Raw genomic sequence first — 18,149 nt, 5'->3', positions numbered from 1 at the left:
GTGACGCTGGGTCCGACGGTGACGCTGGGTCCGACGGTGACGCTGGGTCCGACGGTGACGCTGGGTCCGACGGTGACGCTGGGTCCGACGGTGACGCTGGGTCCGACGGTGACGCTGGGTCCGACGGTGACGCCGGCTCCGACGCTGAGGAGTCAGCCGACAGCGATGCGGACCCCGTCGGAGAAGCCGGGCCAGAGCGCGACTGACCACTCGCCGAACTCGCGGTCGCTGAGGGCGACGCAGCCCACGCCCGAGCGGTCGAGCCACATCAGCGTTCCCGACCCCCCGAAGTGTCCGAGGGTGTCCGCACCCGCGGTCGAACCGGTCCAGTGCGGAGACTTGGTTCCGCGTAGTTCCGGCCCGTAGCCCCAGTCACAGGGCCGCTGAACTCCCCAGCCGGGAAGCACGCCGTCGAGTCCCGGCATCTGCACGCTGCGCGCCGCCTCGGCAGTGCCTGGCGCCACCACCGTCGGGTTGCGGTACTCCCCGAGCAGGCGCAACAGGTCGTCCACGTTCGAGTGCATGTCCTTCGCCGCTGATCCCCGAAGCTCGGTGGCCGACATGCCGAGGGGATCCAATACACCCTCCGCCATGTAGTCGGCGAAGGTGATGGCCGTGGTGGCCTCCACATGCGCGGCGAGTACCTCGTAGCCAGTGTTGGAGTAGATACGCCGGGTGCCCGGCTCTGACAGCACGGCACCGCCGTCGAAGTCGTAGCCGCCTGCGTGGCAGAGCAGGTGGGCCACCGTGGAGCCCGGCGGGCCCAGGGGGTCGGCCAGTGCAAACGCTCCTTCCTCCACGGCCAGCAGCACGGCGCGCGCCGTGACCAGCTTCGTCAATGACGCCACGCGCACCACTCGATTGGTGTCACCGTGGGTGGCGAGCACTCCATCGGGTCCGCTGGCGGCGCATGCCGCAAACCCTGCGCCCCAGGAATCCACGGCCGCGAGCGCACGCGCCAGCGCCCCGGCGGATTCAGGCCCCGGGGCGCCGACCGGTACTCTGTGGCTCATCGTTCAACGCATCCCTCTGACATGACCGCATCCTTCGAATCGCTCGGGCTCGACGGCGACATCTGTTCGTCCCTCGCCCAACGTGGCATCGAGACCGCCTTCCCCATCCAGGAGAAGACGATTCCCGACATCCTGTCCGGTCGCGACGTCTGCGGAAAGGCACGCACCGGTTCAGGCAAGACCCTTGCCTTCGGCCTCCCGCTGATCCAGCTGCTCGAGAAGGGCCAGCCTGGACGCCCCACCGCCCTGGCACTGGTTCCGACACGCGAACTGGCCACCCAGGTGCGCGACGAGCTCACGGCGGCTGCACACGCCCGCGGTGTGCGGATCGCGGCGATCTACGGTGGCGACCCGATCGAGAAGCAGATCAAGGCGCTGAAGTCGGGAGTCGATTTCGCGGTGTGCACCCCCGGCCGAGCGATCGACCTCATCGAGCGCGGCGACCTCTCGGTGGCCGACGTGTCCAAGGTCGTGATCGACGAAGCGGACCGCATGGCCGACATGGGCTTCCTACCGCAGGTCGAGTGGATCCTGCGCAACGTCGAGGGCAAGCACCAGACGCTGTTGTTCTCCGCCACGCTCGACGGCGCCATCGACTCGCTGATCAGGCGGTACCAGCACGATCCAGTGCGCCGCGAGGTGGAGTCGAAGGGCGTGTCGGTCGAGAAGATGACCCACGTGTTCCTGCAGGTCCACGAGATGGACAAGGTGAAGGTCGTCGCTGCGATCATCCGGGGCACCGGCCGCACGATGGTGTTCAGCGCCACCAAGCACGGAGCGGACCGCCTGGCCCGGAAGCTGGGCGACGAGGGGGTGGAGGCCCGTGCAATCCACGGCGACCTCCGCCAGAACCTCCGCGAGCGCTCGCTGGCGGCGTTCTCGAAGGGCAAGGTGCAGGCTCTCGTGGCAACCGACGTCGCCGCTCGCGGCATCCACGTCGACGATGTCGACGTGGTGATCCACTACGACCCGCCGTCGGACCACAAGACCTACGTGCACCGCTCGGGCCGCACGGCCCGCGCCGGTGAGGCCGGCGTGGTCGTGACTCTCGTGTTGTGGAACGAGGAGCTCGAGGTGCGGCGCATGCAGAAGCGCCTCGGCATGAACCTCCAGCCCGTCGAGGTGTTCTCCAACGATCCTCGACTCGGCAACCTGCACGAGTTCGAAGGGCTCACCGGCTAGCAGGCACCGCCCATCCGCGAACACCGGCAGCGGGTCGATCAGACTCGGCGGTGATGCCCCCCACGAGCCTTGATGATTCCCGCGCGCTCGTCGCGCTGCACGAGAACGGGATGGACCCCGCGCGCCGGCGCGCTCTCGGCGCCCACTACACGCCCGCGCCGCTTGCGCGGCGCATCGTGCAGCTGGCTTTCGACGAACTGGGCCGGATGCCCAGGATGGTGCTCGACCCGAGCTGTGGGGGAGGCGCGGTGCTGTTGGCCGCGGCCGATGAGCTGGTGCGTCGCGGGCTCGATCCGGCCGACGCCCTCACGCGGATCGCAGGCCAGGACATCGATGCCGACTCGCTCGAGGTTGCGCGGGAGGCATTGCGCCGTTGGGCGGACGAGAACGGGGCCATGGGCGCAGGTGGCGCGCAGCTGTCGGTTGCCGACGCCCTGACGGGTCGGCCGTTGCCCGCAGAAGTCGACGTGGTAGTGGGCAATCCGCCGTTCTCGAGCCCGCTCGACTCGACACACGGCGCGAAGCCCGGTGCCGGTCGACCGGGCGCCTACACCGACTCATCGGCGTTGCACCTGCTCGCGGCGGTGGAGGGCGTCGGCTCGGGTGCGGTGGTGTGCCTGTTGCAGCCGCAGTCGGTGCTGGGAGCGCGGGACGCGGCGCCGGTGCGCGAGTCACTGGCCCGAACAACTGAGCTGTGCGCCTTGTGGGCAACCGATGAGCAGCCATTCGACGCGGCAGTCGAGGTCTGCGCACCGGTGCTGAGGCGTGTGGAGGAGGGACCACACAGGCCCACGGGCGCAACGAAGGTCTCCCTGCTGTGGCGTGACACGCCTGCGCGCCCGATCGCCATCGACTCCGCCGGAAGCTGGAGCCCGTTGCTGGCCGCAGCCCTCGGGGTTCCGCCGGCGGCACACCGCGACCGCTCTTCGATGGTCTCGCTGGGAGAGCGGGCGCATTGCACGGCGGGCTTCCGCGACGAGTTCTACGCCCTGGCCGCAGCAGCGCGCGACCTGGGCCCCGACAATACCGACCCTGCGGGCGACGCGCGGCTGGTCACCTCGGGGATGATCGACCCCGGCGAGCTGCGCTGGGGTCAACGGCCACGGCGGTTGGCGGGCAACTCCGTGCTCCGACCCGTCGTGGCGCTCGATGACCTCGAAGCCGAGTCCACCCGTGTGGCCCAGTGGTCGCGCCGCCGCCTCGTGCCCAAGTTGTTGGTGGCCTCACAGACCAGGGTGATCGAGGCCGTGTGCGACACCGAGGGTGACTGCATCCCGGTCACCCCCGTGGTGAGCGTCGAGCCACTCGATGACGACACGCCCCTCGCGTTGCTGGCTGCGGTGCTCTCGGCCCCGTCCAGCAGCGCCCGACTGGCGCTCGAAGTGGCGGGGACCGGACGAAGCAGCGCGGCGTTGCGAATCAGCGCATCGGCACTCGAATCGATCGCCGTGCCCACGGACCCCACAGGGGTGCGCGATGCGGTATCGGCGTGGCAGGTGCTGTGTGCCCAGCGAGCGAGTCCCGGTGGCCGTAGTTGGGAGGCCGTGGGCAGGCGTCTCGACCGCGCCCTCGGCTTCGAGGACCCCGACGTCGTGCAGTGGTGGGCCTCGCGCCTGCCAGGCAGGGCGCGGGTACGCACTTGACCGCAGGGGTGCGGTTGCGCTTCAGTTGACGCACCATCCGGAGTGGCCCTGAGAGGGGTCCGGCAACCTGGGACGGACACCCAAGGTGCCTGCCTGCCACCGTGCAGGGATGCGGCAGCCCATCGGGCAGCAACCAAGTGTCCGCCACTGGCAGTCGGTCCCGCCCGGGTCCACGTGACACAGGCGACCCAGTTGAGCGCAGAAGGACATCCCTACGAAGACGACCTCCCGGCTACGGGCGCGTGGCGCGAGGGCGACCCGCGCGGTGACCGTCGATTCCACACGGTGTCTCCGGGTCGGCGCTTCGCACTCGAGGGGGGCGGCCATCTCGACCATGTCGAGGTCGCGTACGAAACCTGGGGTGAGCTGGATGCCGAGGCCTCCAATGCGGTGCTGGTCTGTCACGCCCTCACGGGCGACAGCCACGCAGCGGGTCGCACGGGCGAGGGCCATGTGTCGCCCGGCTGGTGGGATCCCCTGATCGGACCCGGCAAGGCGCTCGATACCGACCACGTGTTCGTGGTGTGCATGAACGTGATCGGCGGATGCCAGGGCAGCACCGGCCCCGCGTCGCTCGATCCCGAGACTGCAGATCCGTGGGGGTCGAGCTTCCCGGTGGTGTCGATCCGCGACATGGTCCGCTCGCAGGCCTCTGTGGCCGACTCGCTCGGCATCCTGCGCTGGGCCGGCGTCGTGGGAGGTTCGATGGGGGGCATGCAAGCCGTCGAATGGGCCGTCATGTATCCCGACCGCGTGGGCTCGGCGATGCTCGCGTCGACCACTGCCGAGGCGTCGGCGCAGCAGATCGCATGGAGCCACATTGGTCGCATGGCAGTACAGGCCGACCCACGGTTTCGTGGCGGCGACTACTACGACGCAGTCGACGGTGACGGACCGCATCGTGGCCTGGCAGTCGCGCGGATGCTGGCCCAGGTCACCTACCGCAGCGACGAGGTGTTCACCGACCGCTTCCACCGCACGGTGCTCAACCAACTCGAGTTCTCGCTCGATCGCACTTTCGACATCGAGGGCTACCTCGACTACCACGGTCTGAAGCTGGCCCGCCGTTTCGATGCCAACAGCTATGTCCGGCTCAATCGTGCCATGGACCTGCACGACCTCGGGCGGGGCCGCGGCAGCGTCGAGTCGGCCCTCGCCAGGGTGGACTGTCCGACTGCGGTGGCGGCGGTTCGCAGCGATGGCCTGTACCCGCCCCACCAGCAGCGCCAGCTTCATGACGGACTGACTGCTGCGGGAAACGACAGCACCTGGGTCGACATCGACTCGCCACATGGTCATGACGGCTTCCTGATCGAGACCGACCAGCTTGCCCCGCACATCACGACCCTCCTCGAGAAAGCACTGGACTGAGATGGCAGAAGAGAGAATCGACACGAAATTGGTACGGGCCGGCCGCGGCCACAACGGCCGCGCGTTGGCGCCTGTGATCTGGGCTTCGTCCACGTTCGAGACGCCGACCGTCGCGGATGGCCGCGAGATGGCGCTCTCGGTGGGGGCCACCGAGTTCTACACCCGCTACGGCAACCCCACCGTCAACAACTTCGAGGAGGCTGTTGCCGAACTGGAGGGGGCCGAGGCCGCGAGGGCTTTCGGGTCGGGCATGGGGGCCGTTGCGGCCGTCGTGCTTGGCCTGTGCTCGTCGGGAGACCACATCGTCACCCAGACGCAGCTGTATGCGGGCACCCAGATGTTGCTGCAGGCGGTGTGCCCCCGGATGGGCATCGACGTGACCTTCGTCGACGGAACCGACGCCGATGCCTGGCGTGAAGCCGTGAGGCCGGGCAAGACGATGCTTCTGCTCGCCGAGACGCCCGCCAACCCGAAATTGGACCTCGTGGACCTGAAGTCCCTCGGTGGGATCGCGGGGCCCATGAAGGTGGTGGACTCGACCTTCGCCACCCCCATCGGGCAACGGCCCCTGGAATTCGGTTGCGACCTGGTCGTGCATTCCGCCACGAAGTGCATCGGCGGGCACAACGACGTGACCCTCGGGGTCGTGGCAGGAAGCCGCGAGTTGATCGACTGGGTGTGGGGCTTCGCAGTGCTCCAGGGTGCGGTCGCCAGTCCATACGAGGCAGCCGGTGGCCTGAGGGGCCTGCGGACCCTCGGGGTACGGCTCCGCCACCAGAGCGCCGCGGCGCACGAGGTGGCGACCGCCCTCGAGGCTGACGAACGGGTGGCCGACGTTCGCTACCCGGGGCTCGAGTCACACCCGCAGCACCAACTGGCTGCCCGGCAGATGGACCTCATGGGTGGCCTCGTCACGTTCGATGTAGCCGGTGGCTTCGAAGCAGGACGACACCTCGTGGAGTCCACATCGGTGTGCAGGCTTGCCACATCACTCGGTGGTCCCGAGACGCTGGTCACCCACCCGGCATCGACGACACACGTCAACCTGCTGCCCGACGAGCTCGAGGCGGCGGGGATCGGACCGGGAACCATCCGGATGTCGCTCGGCCTGGAGGACCCGGCGGACGTGATGGCGGACCTGGCCTCAGCGCTTGCGTGACGCCGGCCTTGTATGAGCTCGTCGGGCCGCCGGGGGTAACGTGAGGACCATGGCGCCCCGAAGTCTGCACAGCATGGCGCCGCGGGGGAGCACGGCGCGGCGTCTGATTGCGTTGCCTCTCGTCTGGTTGGTCCTCGTCTCGTTGGCCAGTGTCGGGTTGGGGGGCCCGGTCGGGGCCCAGGAGCCGGACCAACCTGGCGAAGACACAACGACGACCCTCGCCGAACTCGACACTGCGGGCACGCCGGCCAGGGAAGCGCCGCTGACCGAGTCCGAGAAGGCCAGCCGCACGATCAACCTCGTGGTGATCGCCCTGTTGACACTTGCCGCTGTCGTGTTCGTGGCCACCATCGTGTTCTGGCGGCGCACACGGCCCGCGCGGCTCATGGCCAGCGAAGCCACTGAGGTCGCGGACGCCGCACCCTCGTCGCCGCCGCCCGACCCCACACCATTCGCGCAGGCCCCATCGCCCATGCCGTCCCAGGCTCCCGCGCAATCCCCGGCACAACCTCCGGCAGCGGCCCGGTCCGTCCCAGCAGCTCCGTCGGCGCGTCCACCGGCCCTCGCACCCACTGCGCCAGGCTCATGGTCAGCGGTGGCCGCGTCGGTCGGGATCGATCAGCAGGTCCGGGCCACACCCCGACCCGCGTTCGAGACCGACTCCGGCGGAACCTGGGCTTCGCAGGGCTGGGGCGAGAGGACCCCGGATGCCTCGGTGCTTCCGCAGGGATTCTCGGGCACCGAACCGGCCGAAACGTCGCCGAATGATGCCGCCGACGAGGGACCGGGTGCACCCAACCCCTTCGAGTAGTCAGCGCTGACCGCTTCGTCCGGTCAGTCGGAGTGCCGGGTGACGGGGTAGCCGCCCGACTTGCGGGCATACATGTCTGCGTCGCTGCGGGCCACGATCTGCTCGAGGTCATCGGCTGTCTCAGCCATCGCGGTGCCGATGCTCACTGACACGTCGAGGTCCCCGGCTGCGGTGGCCACGGGCTTGTCGAAGGCTGCAGCTATGCGCTCCCGCGTCGCTGCGGCCTGCACGGAGTCCATGCCGGGGGCGCAAACAGCGAATTCGTCGCCGCCGATGCGCCCCACGAAGTCACCTTCGCGGGTCGCCAGCACCAGGCGTTCAGCGATCGATGCCAGGGTCTCGTCACCGACTGTGTGGCCGTGCCTGTCGTTGATCGACTTGAATCGGTCAGCGTCGACGAAGAACACCGCCACAGGGAAGTCGTCCGCACGTGAGTTCAGCTGTTCGATGCGGTCCTCGAAGGCGCGTCGGTTCGGCAGCGCCGTCAGGTGGTCGGTGCTGGCTGCATGGCGCAGCCGCCTGTCGTCGCCCGCCCGGGCGAATGCAAGCGAGGCGAGGCTGACGGCGCGCCCCAGGATCATCTCGTCCCAGGGGTTCGGTCCCTCGTCGCGCGGGTTGGGCATCACAAATGCCGCATGCACCGACTTGCGGTTGTTCTCGGGAACCCCGACGACCCACCGGCGCAGACCGAAGGTGGCGTCATTCGGGGTGTCACGCACGGATGCCAGGATCTCGGCGGAGTTCTCGATGCGATCGTGGTGGCCGTCGCACAGGTGTGTGGCGACACCATCGAAGTCGTGCACCAGGCAGACCCAGTCGAGCCCGAACTGGATACGCAGGAGTTCCATCAGGCTCTCCAGCACCTCTGAGAGCTCGGCGCCGGCGACAAGGCTGTCGAGCACCCGGTCGATGCTGTGCCGCTCGGCGGTGGGGCGGATCACACCCAGCAGGTAGCAGTTCTCGTTGAGCACCCTTCCCGTTGCGGTCCCCGGTACCCAGGTTCCGGTCTTGTGGAGCGCCCGCACGGGCAGCTCGAGCGCCACGGCGGCGGGTGGTCTCTCCAAGGTCTCCTTCTGTTGTTCGAGGATGGCCGCCATCATGGGGGCGACCTCGGCCATGTCGTCGGGGTGCAGCATCTCGACGATGTTGCGACCGACCAGCTCGCTGGGGTCGTAGCCGAGGATGTCGGCGGCCGCCCGGCTGGCCCAGATGATCTGGAGCTCGGGGTCGAGCAGCACCACGAGGAAGGGGAACTGCTCCGCCAGTGCCGCCGCCAACTCCGCTGCGAGGGGCATCCCCTCGAGCGGATCGGCTGGGCGGTCGGCGTCCAGGCGAAGGTGATCGGTAGGACCACTGCACCCCTTGAGACAAGGAGCTCCAGCGTGCCGAATCAGGTCGTTCGGTCCAGTCTCCGCCTCCACACGAAGGTGGTGTTGAGGTACCAGTTGACCACCAGGGCCACCGTTGCCCCGAGCAGGTTGTGCACCACCCGAGCGGCGTCCTCGCCGATCAGGTCGAACAGGAAACCGGTCTCCTGCAGCCACGAGAAAACGGCGATGTGCACCAGGGTGCCGACCAGCGTCATCAGCGCGTAGAGCCCGAACGCCGGCAACAAGCGCCATCCGGTGTAGCGCTGCTCCCAGAACGTGAACTCGTTGTTGATCGCGAACAACAGCAGCGTGGTGAGTGACACACTGAACACGAACGACGAGTAGATCGGGTCGAGTGCGTCGTTGAGACCGGTTTCCACCCTCGGGAATCCCATGGCCTCGAAGATGGTGAACAACACCGAGTTGACCGCGAGGCCGAGGATTCCGACCAGCACGTAGAGCAGGAACACCGGGTTGATCTGTCGGCCGAGGCGAAGCTCCGCCACCGCAAGCAGGTACGAGCGGATCACACTTCGGTTGAGCTTCGTCTCACCGTGCACCCGGTTGGCGAACTCGTATCCGACCTCCGCGACCCGCAGCGACCGATTGCGTCCGATGAACTCCAGCAGGATCTTGAAGCCCATCGGGTTGATCTGTGCGGCTGTGTCCTCGTAGGCGTTGCGCGTGAGCATGAAGAATCCGCTCATCGGGTCATCGGTGGGTACCCGCAGGAACACCTTGGCGATCCCCGCCGCCACCCAGCTCACGAATCGCCGCTGGGCGCTCCACTCGCCATAGCCGCCGCCCTCGCTCTCGCGGGAGCCGACCACCACGTCCGCATCGCCGCTGCGAAGCACCTCGAGCATCCGGGCAAGTGCCGCCGCGTCGTGCTGCAGGTCAGCATCGATCACCGCCAGGTACGAGCCACGCGCGCTGTACATGCCATCCAGCACTGCGGCGCTCAGGCCAGGGTCGTGGAAGCGCCTGATCACCACGATCGTGTCGTCCTCGGCGGCGAGTTCCTCGGCCACCCGCCAGGTTCCGTCGGGGGAATTGTCGTCGGCCACGATGATCTCGTGAGTGGTTCCCTCGAGGGCCGCATGGACCCGGCGAACCAGTTCAGGCAGGTTCTCTGCCTCGCAGTAGGTGGGTGTGATTACCGAGACGACCGGTGGTGAGGCTGTGCGGTTCATGGGGTGCCAAGAGCGTAACTTCGCCGACCTACGCTGGCGCCCATGTGCGGTCGCTTCGTGTCTTCATCCGGTGCGCAGGACATCGCGAAGTACTTCGACGTCGACGAGGTCAGCGAACAGGCTCTCGAACACCGTCCCAACTACAACACGGCGCCGACCACCGATGTGTTCGTGGTGTACTCCGACGGCTCGACCCGCCGGCTCGACACCTTCCATTGGGGACTCGTGCCGAAGTGGGCCAAGGAGCTGAAGGTCGGCAGTCGCATGATCAACGCGAGGGCCGAGACCGTTGCGGAGAAGCCGGCCTTCCGTGCGGCGTACAGGCGTCGCCGCTGCATCGTTCCCGCCGACGGCTTCTATGAGTGGAACAAGCCCGAAGGCGCAGGGGCGAAGCAGCCCTGGTACATCACGCGCCCGGACGGCGAGCCCTACGCGTTCGCCGGGTTGTGGGAGCAGTGGAAGGGTCGGCTTCCCGGTTCTGCCGAGGACTCCGACGAGGTGACGGTGCGGTCCACCACCATCATCACCGGATCACCCAACGACAAGATGGCCGAGCTGCACGACCGGATGCCGGTCATCCTGCCGGCGGCGGCGTGGGAGCAGTGGCTCGACCCGGCCAGCGAGGTCGAGGGAATCGCGAAGTTGCTCGTGCCCGCGCCACCGAAGCTGATCACGTTCCACCCGGTGTCGACGGAAGTCAACAACGTGCGCAACAAGGGTCCGCACCTGATGGACCCAGTCGAGCTGCCCTAGCCGGGAACGCTGTCGCCGTAACCGGCCGAGCGCAGCGCCTTGCGGATTGCCTCGGTGTTGCGGTCCATCTCGGTGGGGTCGGGGTTGTTGTCGGCATTGGCGAAGCTCAGGTCGCTCTCGTGCTCGATGGGCACGAGGTGCACGTGGCAGTGCGGCACTTCCATGCCGAGGATCATCGAGCCCACCCGCGCGGGCGAGAAGACCTCCTGCAAGGCGCTGCCGACCGCCTGTTGCACCTCGGCCATGTGCCCCCAGGTCGCCGCGTCGACGTCGACCCAGTGGTCGACCTGGCGCACGGGCACGACCATGGTGTGACCGGGCTGGATCGGGGCGATGGTGAGGAACGCCACCACGTCGTCGTCGCGCCACACGAAACGGCCGGGCAACTCGCCCTGGATAATCCTCGTGAAGATCGACGGCTCGGGTGAAGGGGAGTCCTCAGCGGTCATCGTCGCAGCATAGGCAGCGTTTGCGGGGAGGCGGGGCGCCCGTGTGCTTCGCCGCGCACCTACAATGAGGCCGTGCCAGAACAGCCCGAGTCCAGCGCGGCGGCCACCCGTCGTGGGCTCGCGGGCGAGGAGATTCCCGAAGGCGAGGACCGCCTGCTCACGGTGCCCAACCTGATAACGCTGGTGCGGCTGTTGTGCATCCCGGTATTCCTGTGGATGTTGTTCGGCCGCGAGCTGCGATGGCAGGCCGCGGTGCTGCTGGGCGTCCTGGGCGCCACCGACTGGGTCGACGGCTGGGTCGCCCGGCGGTTCGGTCAGGTGTCCAACTTCGGCAAGATGTTCGACCCCACCGTCGATCGTCTGCTCATGATCGTCGGTGTCGGTTCGATCATCATCGTGGGCGCCGTGCCGCTGTGGTTCGGCATCCTGGTGATCGCCCGCGAGGTGGTCATGTCGATCTATGTCGTGGCCATCACGGCAATGGGTGCACGCCGCATGGACGTGTCCTTCATCGGCAAGACCGGCACCTTCTGCCAGATGGTCGCATTCCCGCTGTTCCTGATCGCCAGCGACGAGAGCCTCTCCTCGGGGCTTCGTGATGCGATGGAGATCGGAGCCTGGGCGACCGGCATTCCGGGTCTCGTGTTCGGCTACATCGCATTCGCCGGCTACCTGCGTGATGGTCCGACCGCCCTGCGCGAGGGCCGCCAGTCTCACGATGCCGACCTCGCTGCGGACCTGACCCGTGGACTATCCCCCAACCCCAAGGACCTGACGTGAAAGCCGTGATCATGGCCGGAGGTGAGGGCACCCGGTTGAGGCCCCTCACCTCCAACGCCCCCAAGCCGATGATGCCACTCGCGAACCGGCCGATGATGGAGCACATCGTGGAGCTGCTCGTGCGACACGGCATCGACGAGATAGTCGTGACCGTGGCGTTCATGGCCAACACGATCCGCACGTACTTCGGCGACGGCTCCGAGTTCGGAGTGCGCATGGTCTATGCGACCGAGGAGACCCCGCTCGGCACCGCCGGGTCGGTACGCAACGCCATGGACGAGCTCGACGAGACGTTTCTCGTGATCTCGGGCGACGTGCTCACCGACGTGGACCTCGGAGCGATCGTCGACGCCCACAACGAGGCGGGCGCCTTGGCCACGATCGGACTGGTCCGGGTCGAGAACCCACTCGAGTACGGAATAGTCATCACCGACGAAAGCGGCGGGATCGAGAGGTTTCTCGAGAAGCCCACGTGGGGCCAGGTGTTCTCGGACACGATCAACTCGGGCATCTACGTGCTCGAGCCGCGCATATTCGACTGGATCGAGCCCGACGTGGCCGTGGACTTCTCCGGTGAGGTGTTCCCGCAGGTGCTGGCCGACGGCGAGAAGGTGCTCGGTGCGGTGGCCGACGGCTACTGGGAGGACGTGGGCACCCTCGAGTCCTACGTGCGGGCCCACAAGGACATCCTCGATGGCCGCGTCGAGGTGGACATACCCGGTTTCGAGGTGTCAGACGGTGTCTGGGTGGGCGAGGGGGCCGAGATCCATCCCGATGCCTCGCTGACCGGACCGGCGGTGATCGGCGACAACTGCAACATCGACGCAGGTGTGCAGGTTGGTGAGTACGCCGTGCTCGGCACCGGCGTGCGCGTCCGCGGCGATTCCGAGCTCGAGCGAACGGTCGTGCACGACAACGCATACCTCGGCGAAGGGGTGCGCCTGCGCGGCACCGTTGTCGGGCGCTCGGCCGACCTCCGCCGCGGCGCCCGCTGCGAGGAAGGTGTGGTGATCGGCGACGAGGTCTTCGTCGGCGAGGACTCGGTGATCTCCACTGACGTCAAGGTGTACCCGTTCAAGACCATCGAAGCCGGCGCCGTCGTCAACACATCGCTGATCTGGGAGTCGCGCGGCGCGCGCAGCCTGTTCGGTCGCGGAGGGGTGAGCGGACTGGCCAACGTCGACGCCACCCCGGAGCTGGCCGCCAAGGTGGCGCTCGCCTACGCAACATCGCTTCCCAAGCAGTCCCGGGTCGTGGTGTCACGTGACTCGTCTCGGGCCGCGAGGATGCTCAAGAGGGCGATGATCTCGGGCCTGCAGGCGGGCGGCATCAACGTGTTCGACCTGGAGGTGGCCGCAATGCCGGTCACCCGGTTCCACAGCCGCTCTGCCAACGTGGAGGGGGGGATCTCGCTCCGGCTCGCCGACGGTGACCCCGACTCGGTGATCATCCGCTTCCTCGACGGTGGCGGCGCCGACATCACCGAGGCCAGCCAGCGCAAGATTGAGCGGCTCTTCTCGCGTGAGGACTTTCGCCGGGTGCGCCCCGCCGACATCGGCGACATCGACCTGGTGCCCCGGGCACTGGAGCGCTACGCGGTGGCCCTCGAGCAGTCGATCGACACCGGTGCGATCAGCGAGAAGGGCTTCAGGGTCGTAATCGACTATGGCTACGGCTCGGCCAGCCTCGCGATGCCCAATGTGCTCGCGAAGCTGGGCTTGGAGGTGCTGGCGGTCAACCCGTACGTGTCGACTGCCGGCATGCTCGGCTTCGATCGTGAGCAGCACTCCCGTGACACCGCACGCCTCGTCACTGCCGCGGATGCCGACCTCGGCGCCGTGATCGACCCCACAGGCGACCAGCTCACACTCATCGACGGCGAGGGCAACGTCCTGGGTGACACCGAGGCGCTGTTCTGCTTCCTCGAGCTGGTTTGCGGCTCGATGGACGGCGACACCGTGGCCCTGCCGGTGAATGCGCCGCGCGCGGCTGCCGAGCTGGTGGAGCGCGGGGGCGCGAAGGTGCTGTGGACCAAGACATCGGCTCCGGCACTGATGGCGGAGGCCGAGTCACCTGGTGTCGGCTTCGCCGCCAACCTGGAAGGTGGAGTGATCCTCCCCGGGTTCATGCCGGCCTTCGATGGTGCTGCGGGATTGCTCAAGATCCTCGATCTGCTGGCTTCGCGCGACACCTCGCTGGCCGAGGTTCGCAGCGCTGCGCCGGAGTCACACCTGGTGCACGAGACCGTGGTGACCCCGTGGGAGCAGAAGGGCCTGGTCATGCGCAGCCTCGTTGAGCAGACGCAGGGCCGCGACGTCGAACTCATCGATGGCGTGAAGGTCAACCACGATTCCGGCTGGGCTCTGCTGCTGCCCGACCCCGAGGAGCCAGTGACCCACATCTGGGCAGAGGCGGACAGCCCGGCGGAAGCCCGCCAGCTCACCCAGGAGTACGCACGGCGCCTCCGACAGATGGTCAGGTGAGTTAGGTTTGGCCGAATGAACGTCCCGGCGGAACTCAGGTACTCGAAGGATCACGAATGGATCCGCGCCGATAGGGCCACCGTGCGCGTCGGCATCACCGACTACGCACAGGACGCTCTCGGTGACGTGGTGTTCGTCCAGCTGCCGGAGGTGGGTGCGCAGGTCGACTCCGGCGGTGAACTGGGCGAGATCGAGTCGACCAAGTCGGTCTCGGAGCTCTACGCACCCGTGGCCGGTGAGGTCACAGAGGTCAACCTCGCCCTGGAAGACGGCCCGGAGCTCGTCAACAGCGATCCCTACGGTGAGGGTTGGATGGTCACCATCGCAGTGTCGGACCCTGCGGCCCTCGAGGAGCTGCTCGACGCCGATGCCTACAGCGCGTTGATCGAGGGCTGAGCGTGTCAGACGGCGTCACCTGCCCGCGGTGCAGTGTCCGCAATGCCGGCGAGGCGCGGTTCTGCAGTGCGTGCGGGGCCGAGCTGCCCGACGCCGAGGTGGCCACAGGGAGCTGGCCGAAGCTGGGCGTCGACGTGCCCACCGAGGGCGAGGTCGGCCAGATGGTGGTCACCCGGGGGGCGACTGCGGGCGCCCGATATGCGCTGGAGGCGCCCGAGACGTCGATCGGCCGCCATCCCGACAGCGGCATCTTCCTCGACGACGTCACGGTCTCGCGCCGCCACGCAAAGGTGATCACCGAGTCCGAAGGGCAGTACGTGATCGAAGACGTCGGCTCGCTCAACGGCACCTACGTAGATGGCGAGAGGGTCGAGCGGCTCGCGTTGCGCGAGGGGGCCCAGATCCAGATCGGCAAGTTCCGCCTGGTGTTCGTCATCGGCACGCTCGGTGGTGACGCGTGAGCACGGCCGAGCCCGAGACCTCGGCCCCACTGTCGATCGGAGAGGTGCTCTCGGTGCTCACCGAGGAGTTCCCCGACGTCACGATCTCCAAGATCCGCTTCCTGGAGAGTCAGGGTCTGGTGTGCCCGGAGCGCAACGCGTCCGGCTACCGGCAGTTCAGCGATGGCGACGTCGAACGCCTCCGATGGATCCTTCGCCAGCAGCGCGACCACTTCCTGCCCCTGAAGGTGATCAAGAAGGCGCTCGACTCGGGCGTGGAGCTGGTGGACGCCGGTTCGGACCAACCAACTCTGTGGACCGCGCTCGCGGACGAGGCTGCCGAGCAGGCGGCCGGCGCGCCCGACGAGACGACTGACGAGACGCCCGTCGAGGCGAACGACGGTCAACCTGGCGACAAGCCGAACCAGCAGTCGCCGGAGCAGCGCGCAGAGCCGCAGGCGCCGCGCCACGCCACCCCCGCCGATGTCGTGGCGGCGCTGCAGGAAGACCCGCGCAAGCCCAAGGAGCCCGGCCGGTCCACCGCCACGAGCGCTCCGGTCGAGCCACCGCCGCCTGCGGAGGTGGTGGAGGTGCCGGCAGGCCAGCTCACACATGCCGAGTTGCTGGATGCGAGCGGGCTCGACGAGGACTACCTGGCCGCACTGGTCGAGTTCGGCCTGCTCGCCCCACGCGACGTCGGCGGCGAGCCCACCTACGACGACACCGACCTGGTCGTCTGCCGCGCCGCCGCCCGATGCGCCGTGCTTGGTGTCGGACCGCGCCACCTGCGCATCTACAAGGTCGCTGCGGTGCGCGAGGCCGGCCTGGTGGAGCAGGTCGTGATGCCGTTGTTGAAACAGCGCAACCCCGAGGGTCGCATGCAGGCCGCCGAGACCGCCGCCGAGCTGGCCGAGCTCGGTGCAGACGTGCACGCCGCGTTGCTCCGCCGCGAGCTCGGCCCGGACATTGCCCGGCAACGGTAGGATCTGGCAGTGGTCGAGCTGGAACTGCTTGGAGTGCGCGTCGAGTTGCCGAGCAATACGCCCGTGATGCTGCTCGCGGAGCGCGAGGGGCGTCGCCGCCGACTGTCGATATTCATCGGCGGTCCGGAAGCAGCTGCGATTGCGTTCGCACTTGACGGAGTTGAGCCACCGCGGCCGCTCACACACGACCTCGCGTGCGTGCTGCTCGACAACCTCGGGGCATCGCTGGAGCGAGTGGTGATCACCGAGCTGCGTGACACGACCTTCTACGCCGACCTGCACGTGGTGCAGCCCGACGCCGAGGAGGGTGATCCGCCGATGGTGGTTTCCGCCCGCCCCTCGGACGCCGTGGCGCTGGCCGTGCGCACGGGATCTCCGGTCTACGCCACAGAGGAACTCCTCGACGAGGCCGGCTACACCGAGGAGGCCGAGGACGAGTCGCCCGACGAGGTGGTGGAGGAGTTCCGGGAGTTCATCCAGAACGTGTCCCCGGAAGACTTCGCCAGCTGATCCGGGGCCTCGCGACGCCGGGGGAGTGCGGTCGCGCGGAAATCCACCCGATGTGCGCTACACCACGGTAGTTTGGTCGGCCGTGGAAACTTTCGAAGAGGGATTCAGCGGCCGCAAGACGGCCGAGGTGGTCGGCATCAGCTACCGGCAGCTCGACTACTGGGCGCGCACCGACCTGGTGCGTCCTTCGCTGGCCGACGCCAAGGGCTCCGGCACCCGTCGGCGCTACTCCTACCGCGACCTGCTCGAACTCAAGGTCATCAAGCAACTCCTCGACTCTGGTCTGAAGCTCGAATCAGTGCGCGATGTGTTCGCCTACCTGCGTGAGCAGCTGGGCGAGGACATCGCCACCGCCAACCTGGTGATCAACGGAAAGAACTCTGTCGTGGTCGCCTCCGGCGACGAACTGATCGACGTCCTCAACGCGGGCCAGGGTGTATTCAACGTGCTCGCGCTCGGTGGCGTGAAGGACGACCTCGATGCCGCAATCGTCGAGCTGCGTCCGGGCGGGGAAGCCTCCTCGTCGGCCTCCGCGGTCTGAGCCGGGTGCGTTCCTCCCCACTCGACGACCGCCACAGGGCCCTCGAAGCGAAGATGGTCCCGTTCGGGGGCTGGGAGATGCCGTTGTCGTACCCCGCCGGCACCCTCGAAGAGCACCGGGCGTGCCGCGAAGGAGCGGTGGCGTTCGACGTGAGCCACCTCGGCACCGTGCGCGTGGAAGGCCAGGGGGCGCTCGCGGCGTTGCAGGGGACGCTCACCAACGACCTCCAGAAGGTCACACCCGGGCGGGCGCAGTACACACACCTGCTGGCCGCCGACGGCTCGGTGCTCGACGACATCATCGTGTGGTGGATCGATGACGAGGCGTTCGACGTGATGCCCAACGCCTCCAACACGGACCGTGTGGTGGGGGCCATCACCGGCGCTGCGCCGGGTCGCGTGGACGTCCGTGATACCACCGCCGAGAGGGCCGTCATCGCGGTGCAGGGCCCACAGGCGCGCCAGAAGCTGGCGACCGTCAGCGAGTCGGCCTCTTCGGTGGGGCGGTTCCGGGTGCAGGAGTTCGAGTGGAATGGCCACCGCTGCACCGTGGCGGGAACCGGCTACACCGGATCCGATGGAGTCGAGTGCGCCATCCCCGCCGCTGCGGCCGGGGACTTCTGGGACGCCGTGCTGGCCGCGGGGATACAGCCAGCCGGTCTCGGCGCCCGCGACACGCTGCGCCTCGAGGCGGGGCTGCCGCTGCACGGCCATGAGCTGGGTGAGGGGATCACACCGCTCAACGCTGGCCTCGGCTGGGTGGTGGCGTGGGACAAGGGCGGGTTCCCGGGCCGCGAAGCCCTGCTGGCCCAACGCGAGGCCGGGGTGGACCCGGTACTGCGCGGGCTGAAGGTGCAGGGGCGGCGTCCGCCCCGTACGGACCAGCAGGTAATGGCCGGTGGCAAGGTGGTCGGACGGGTGACCTCGGGCAACTTCAGCCCGATGCTCGGATGCGGCATCGCCATGGCCCTGGTCAGCCCCGATGTGGTCGTGGGCGACACCGTCGGCGTCGACGCCCGTGGCACCGAATTGGTCGCCGAGGTGGTCGAGATGCCGTTCTTCAGCGGCTGAGC

At 68.1% G+C, this 18,149-nt stretch carries 17 protein-coding genes, 2 pseudogenes and 1 riboswitch; of the genes and pseudogenes, 14 read left to right on the top strand and 5 right to left on the bottom strand.

All coding sequences use genetic code 11. The annotated features are described in order from the left end of the window. Together GY812_12635 and GY812_12630 are read right to left on the bottom strand one after the other, a co-directional pair. Positions 1-146 (bottom strand): annotated as a pseudogene (locus GY812_12635) (UDP-3-O-(3-hydroxymyristoyl)glucosamine N-acyltransferase). 6 nt (positions 147-152) lie between these two features. Then, positions 153-1,013, bottom strand: a complete 861-nt coding sequence (locus GY812_12630) for a beta-lactamase family protein (GenBank protein ID MCP4436324.1) — start codon at positions 1,011-1,013, stop codon at positions 153-155. Positions 1,014-1,034: 21 nt separating this feature from the next. Between GY812_12630 and GY812_12625 the strand changes: the two genes are divergently transcribed. From GY812_12625 to GY812_12605, 5 genes are all read left to right on the top strand, one after another. Continuing rightward, positions 1,035-2,195 carry a DEAD/DEAH box helicase gene (locus GY812_12625; GenBank protein ID MCP4436323.1) on the top strand — a complete coding sequence of 387 codons (1,161 nt, stop codon included), beginning with the start codon at positions 1,035-1,037 and terminating at the stop codon, positions 2,193-2,195. Between the two features lie 53 nt (positions 2,196-2,248). Beyond that, positions 2,249-3,838 carry an N-6 DNA methylase gene (locus GY812_12620; protein MCP4436322.1) on the top strand — a complete coding sequence of 530 codons (1,590 nt, stop codon included), beginning with the start codon at positions 2,249-2,251 and terminating at the stop codon, positions 3,836-3,838. 28 nt (positions 3,839-3,866) lie between these two features. Continuing rightward, a riboswitch (SAM riboswitch) is annotated at positions 3,867-3,985 on the top strand. A gap of 45 nt (positions 3,986-4,030) precedes the next feature. Then, positions 4,031-5,209: a homoserine O-acetyltransferase gene (locus GY812_12615; protein MCP4436321.1), complete on the top strand. Its 1,179-nt coding sequence runs from the start codon at positions 4,031-4,033 to the stop codon at positions 5,207-5,209. A 1-nt stretch (position 5,210) separates the two neighbouring features. Further along, positions 5,211-6,368: an aminotransferase class I/II-fold pyridoxal phosphate-dependent enzyme gene (locus GY812_12610; protein MCP4436320.1), complete on the top strand. Its 1,158-nt coding sequence runs from the start codon at positions 5,211-5,213 to the stop codon at positions 6,366-6,368. Between the two features lie 49 nt (positions 6,369-6,417). Beyond that, positions 6,418-7,179 carry a hypothetical protein gene (locus GY812_12605; protein MCP4436319.1) on the top strand — a complete coding sequence of 254 codons (762 nt, stop codon included), beginning with the start codon at positions 6,418-6,420 and terminating at the stop codon, positions 7,177-7,179. A gap of 23 nt (positions 7,180-7,202) precedes the next feature. On the opposite strand, the gene GY812_12600 is transcribed toward GY812_12605, so the two are convergent. Both GY812_12600 and GY812_12595 read right to left on the bottom strand, forming a co-directional pair. Next, a complete protein-coding gene (locus GY812_12600; protein ID MCP4436318.1) occupies positions 7,203-8,474 on the bottom strand; it encodes a GGDEF domain-containing protein in 1,272 nt (423 codons plus the stop codon). A 95-nt stretch (positions 8,475-8,569) separates the two neighbouring features. Then, entirely contained in the window at positions 8,570-9,742 is a 1,173-nt protein-coding gene (locus GY812_12595) for a glycosyltransferase family 2 protein (protein MCP4436317.1), read from the bottom strand. 42 nt (positions 9,743-9,784) lie between these two features. On the opposite strand from GY812_12595, the gene GY812_12590 reads away from it, so the two are divergent. Beyond that, positions 9,785-10,495 (top strand): SOS response-associated peptidase, encoded by a 711-nt coding sequence (locus GY812_12590; GenBank protein ID MCP4436316.1) that lies wholly within the window; start codon positions 9,785-9,787, stop codon positions 10,493-10,495. Here GY812_12590 and GY812_12585 read toward each other — a convergent pair. After that, the gene (locus GY812_12585) at positions 10,492-10,944 is read right to left on the bottom strand and encodes an HIT family protein (protein MCP4436315.1); all 453 of its coding nucleotides are present in this window, start codon (positions 10,942-10,944) and stop codon (positions 10,492-10,494) included. The genes GY812_12590 and GY812_12585 overlap by 4 nt on opposite strands. A gap of 72 nt (positions 10,945-11,016) precedes the next feature. Between GY812_12585 and GY812_12580 the strand changes: the two genes are divergently transcribed. From GY812_12580 to gcvT, 8 genes and pseudogenes are all read left to right on the top strand, one after another. Further along, positions 11,017-11,724 carry a CDP-alcohol phosphatidyltransferase family protein gene (locus GY812_12580; protein ID MCP4436314.1) on the top strand — a complete coding sequence of 236 codons (708 nt, stop codon included), beginning with the start codon at positions 11,017-11,019 and terminating at the stop codon, positions 11,722-11,724. Continuing rightward, entirely contained in the window at positions 11,721-14,207 is a 2,487-nt protein-coding gene (locus GY812_12575; protein MCP4436313.1) for an NTP transferase domain-containing protein, read from the top strand. The genes GY812_12580 and GY812_12575 overlap by 4 nt, the downstream gene beginning before the upstream one ends. Before the next feature lie 15 nt (positions 14,208-14,222). Beyond that, positions 14,223-14,603, top strand: a complete 381-nt coding sequence (gcvH, locus tag GY812_12570; GenBank protein ID MCP4436312.1) for a glycine cleavage system protein GcvH — start codon at positions 14,223-14,225, stop codon at positions 14,601-14,603. Next, the gene (locus tag GY812_12565; GenBank protein ID MCP4436311.1) at positions 14,600-15,064 is read left to right on the top strand and encodes an FHA domain-containing protein; all 465 of its coding nucleotides are present in this window, start codon (positions 14,600-14,602) and stop codon (positions 15,062-15,064) included. The genes gcvH and GY812_12565 overlap by 4 nt, the downstream gene beginning before the upstream one ends. 29 nt (positions 15,065-15,093) lie before the next feature. Continuing rightward, positions 15,094-15,315, top strand: a pseudogene (locus tag GY812_12560) (MerR family transcriptional regulator). A gap of 720 nt (positions 15,316-16,035) precedes the next feature. Next, a complete protein-coding gene (locus tag GY812_12555; GenBank protein MCP4436310.1) occupies positions 16,036-16,536 on the top strand; it encodes a bifunctional nuclease family protein in 501 nt (166 codons plus the stop codon). Positions 16,537-16,588: 52 nt separating this feature from the next. After that, complete coding sequence (locus GY812_12550; GenBank protein MCP4436309.1) at positions 16,589-17,077, top strand: MerR family transcriptional regulator; 489 nt, start codon at positions 16,589-16,591, stop codon at positions 17,075-17,077. Next, positions 17,074-18,147 (top strand): glycine cleavage system aminomethyltransferase GcvT, encoded by a 1,074-nt coding sequence (gene gcvT, locus GY812_12545; GenBank protein MCP4436308.1) that lies wholly within the window; start codon positions 17,074-17,076, stop codon positions 18,145-18,147. The genes GY812_12550 and gcvT overlap by 4 nt, the downstream gene beginning before the upstream one ends. The last annotated feature ends 2 nt before the right edge of the window (positions 18,148-18,149 follow it).

The sequence above is a fragment of the Actinomycetes bacterium genome (genome assembly GCA_024222295.1).
Lineage (GTDB): Bacteria > Actinomycetota > Acidimicrobiia > Acidimicrobiales > Microtrichaceae > JAAEPF01.
The sequence above is the reverse complement of the archived record's forward strand: the minus strand, read 5'-3'. Positions and strand labels throughout refer to the sequence as shown.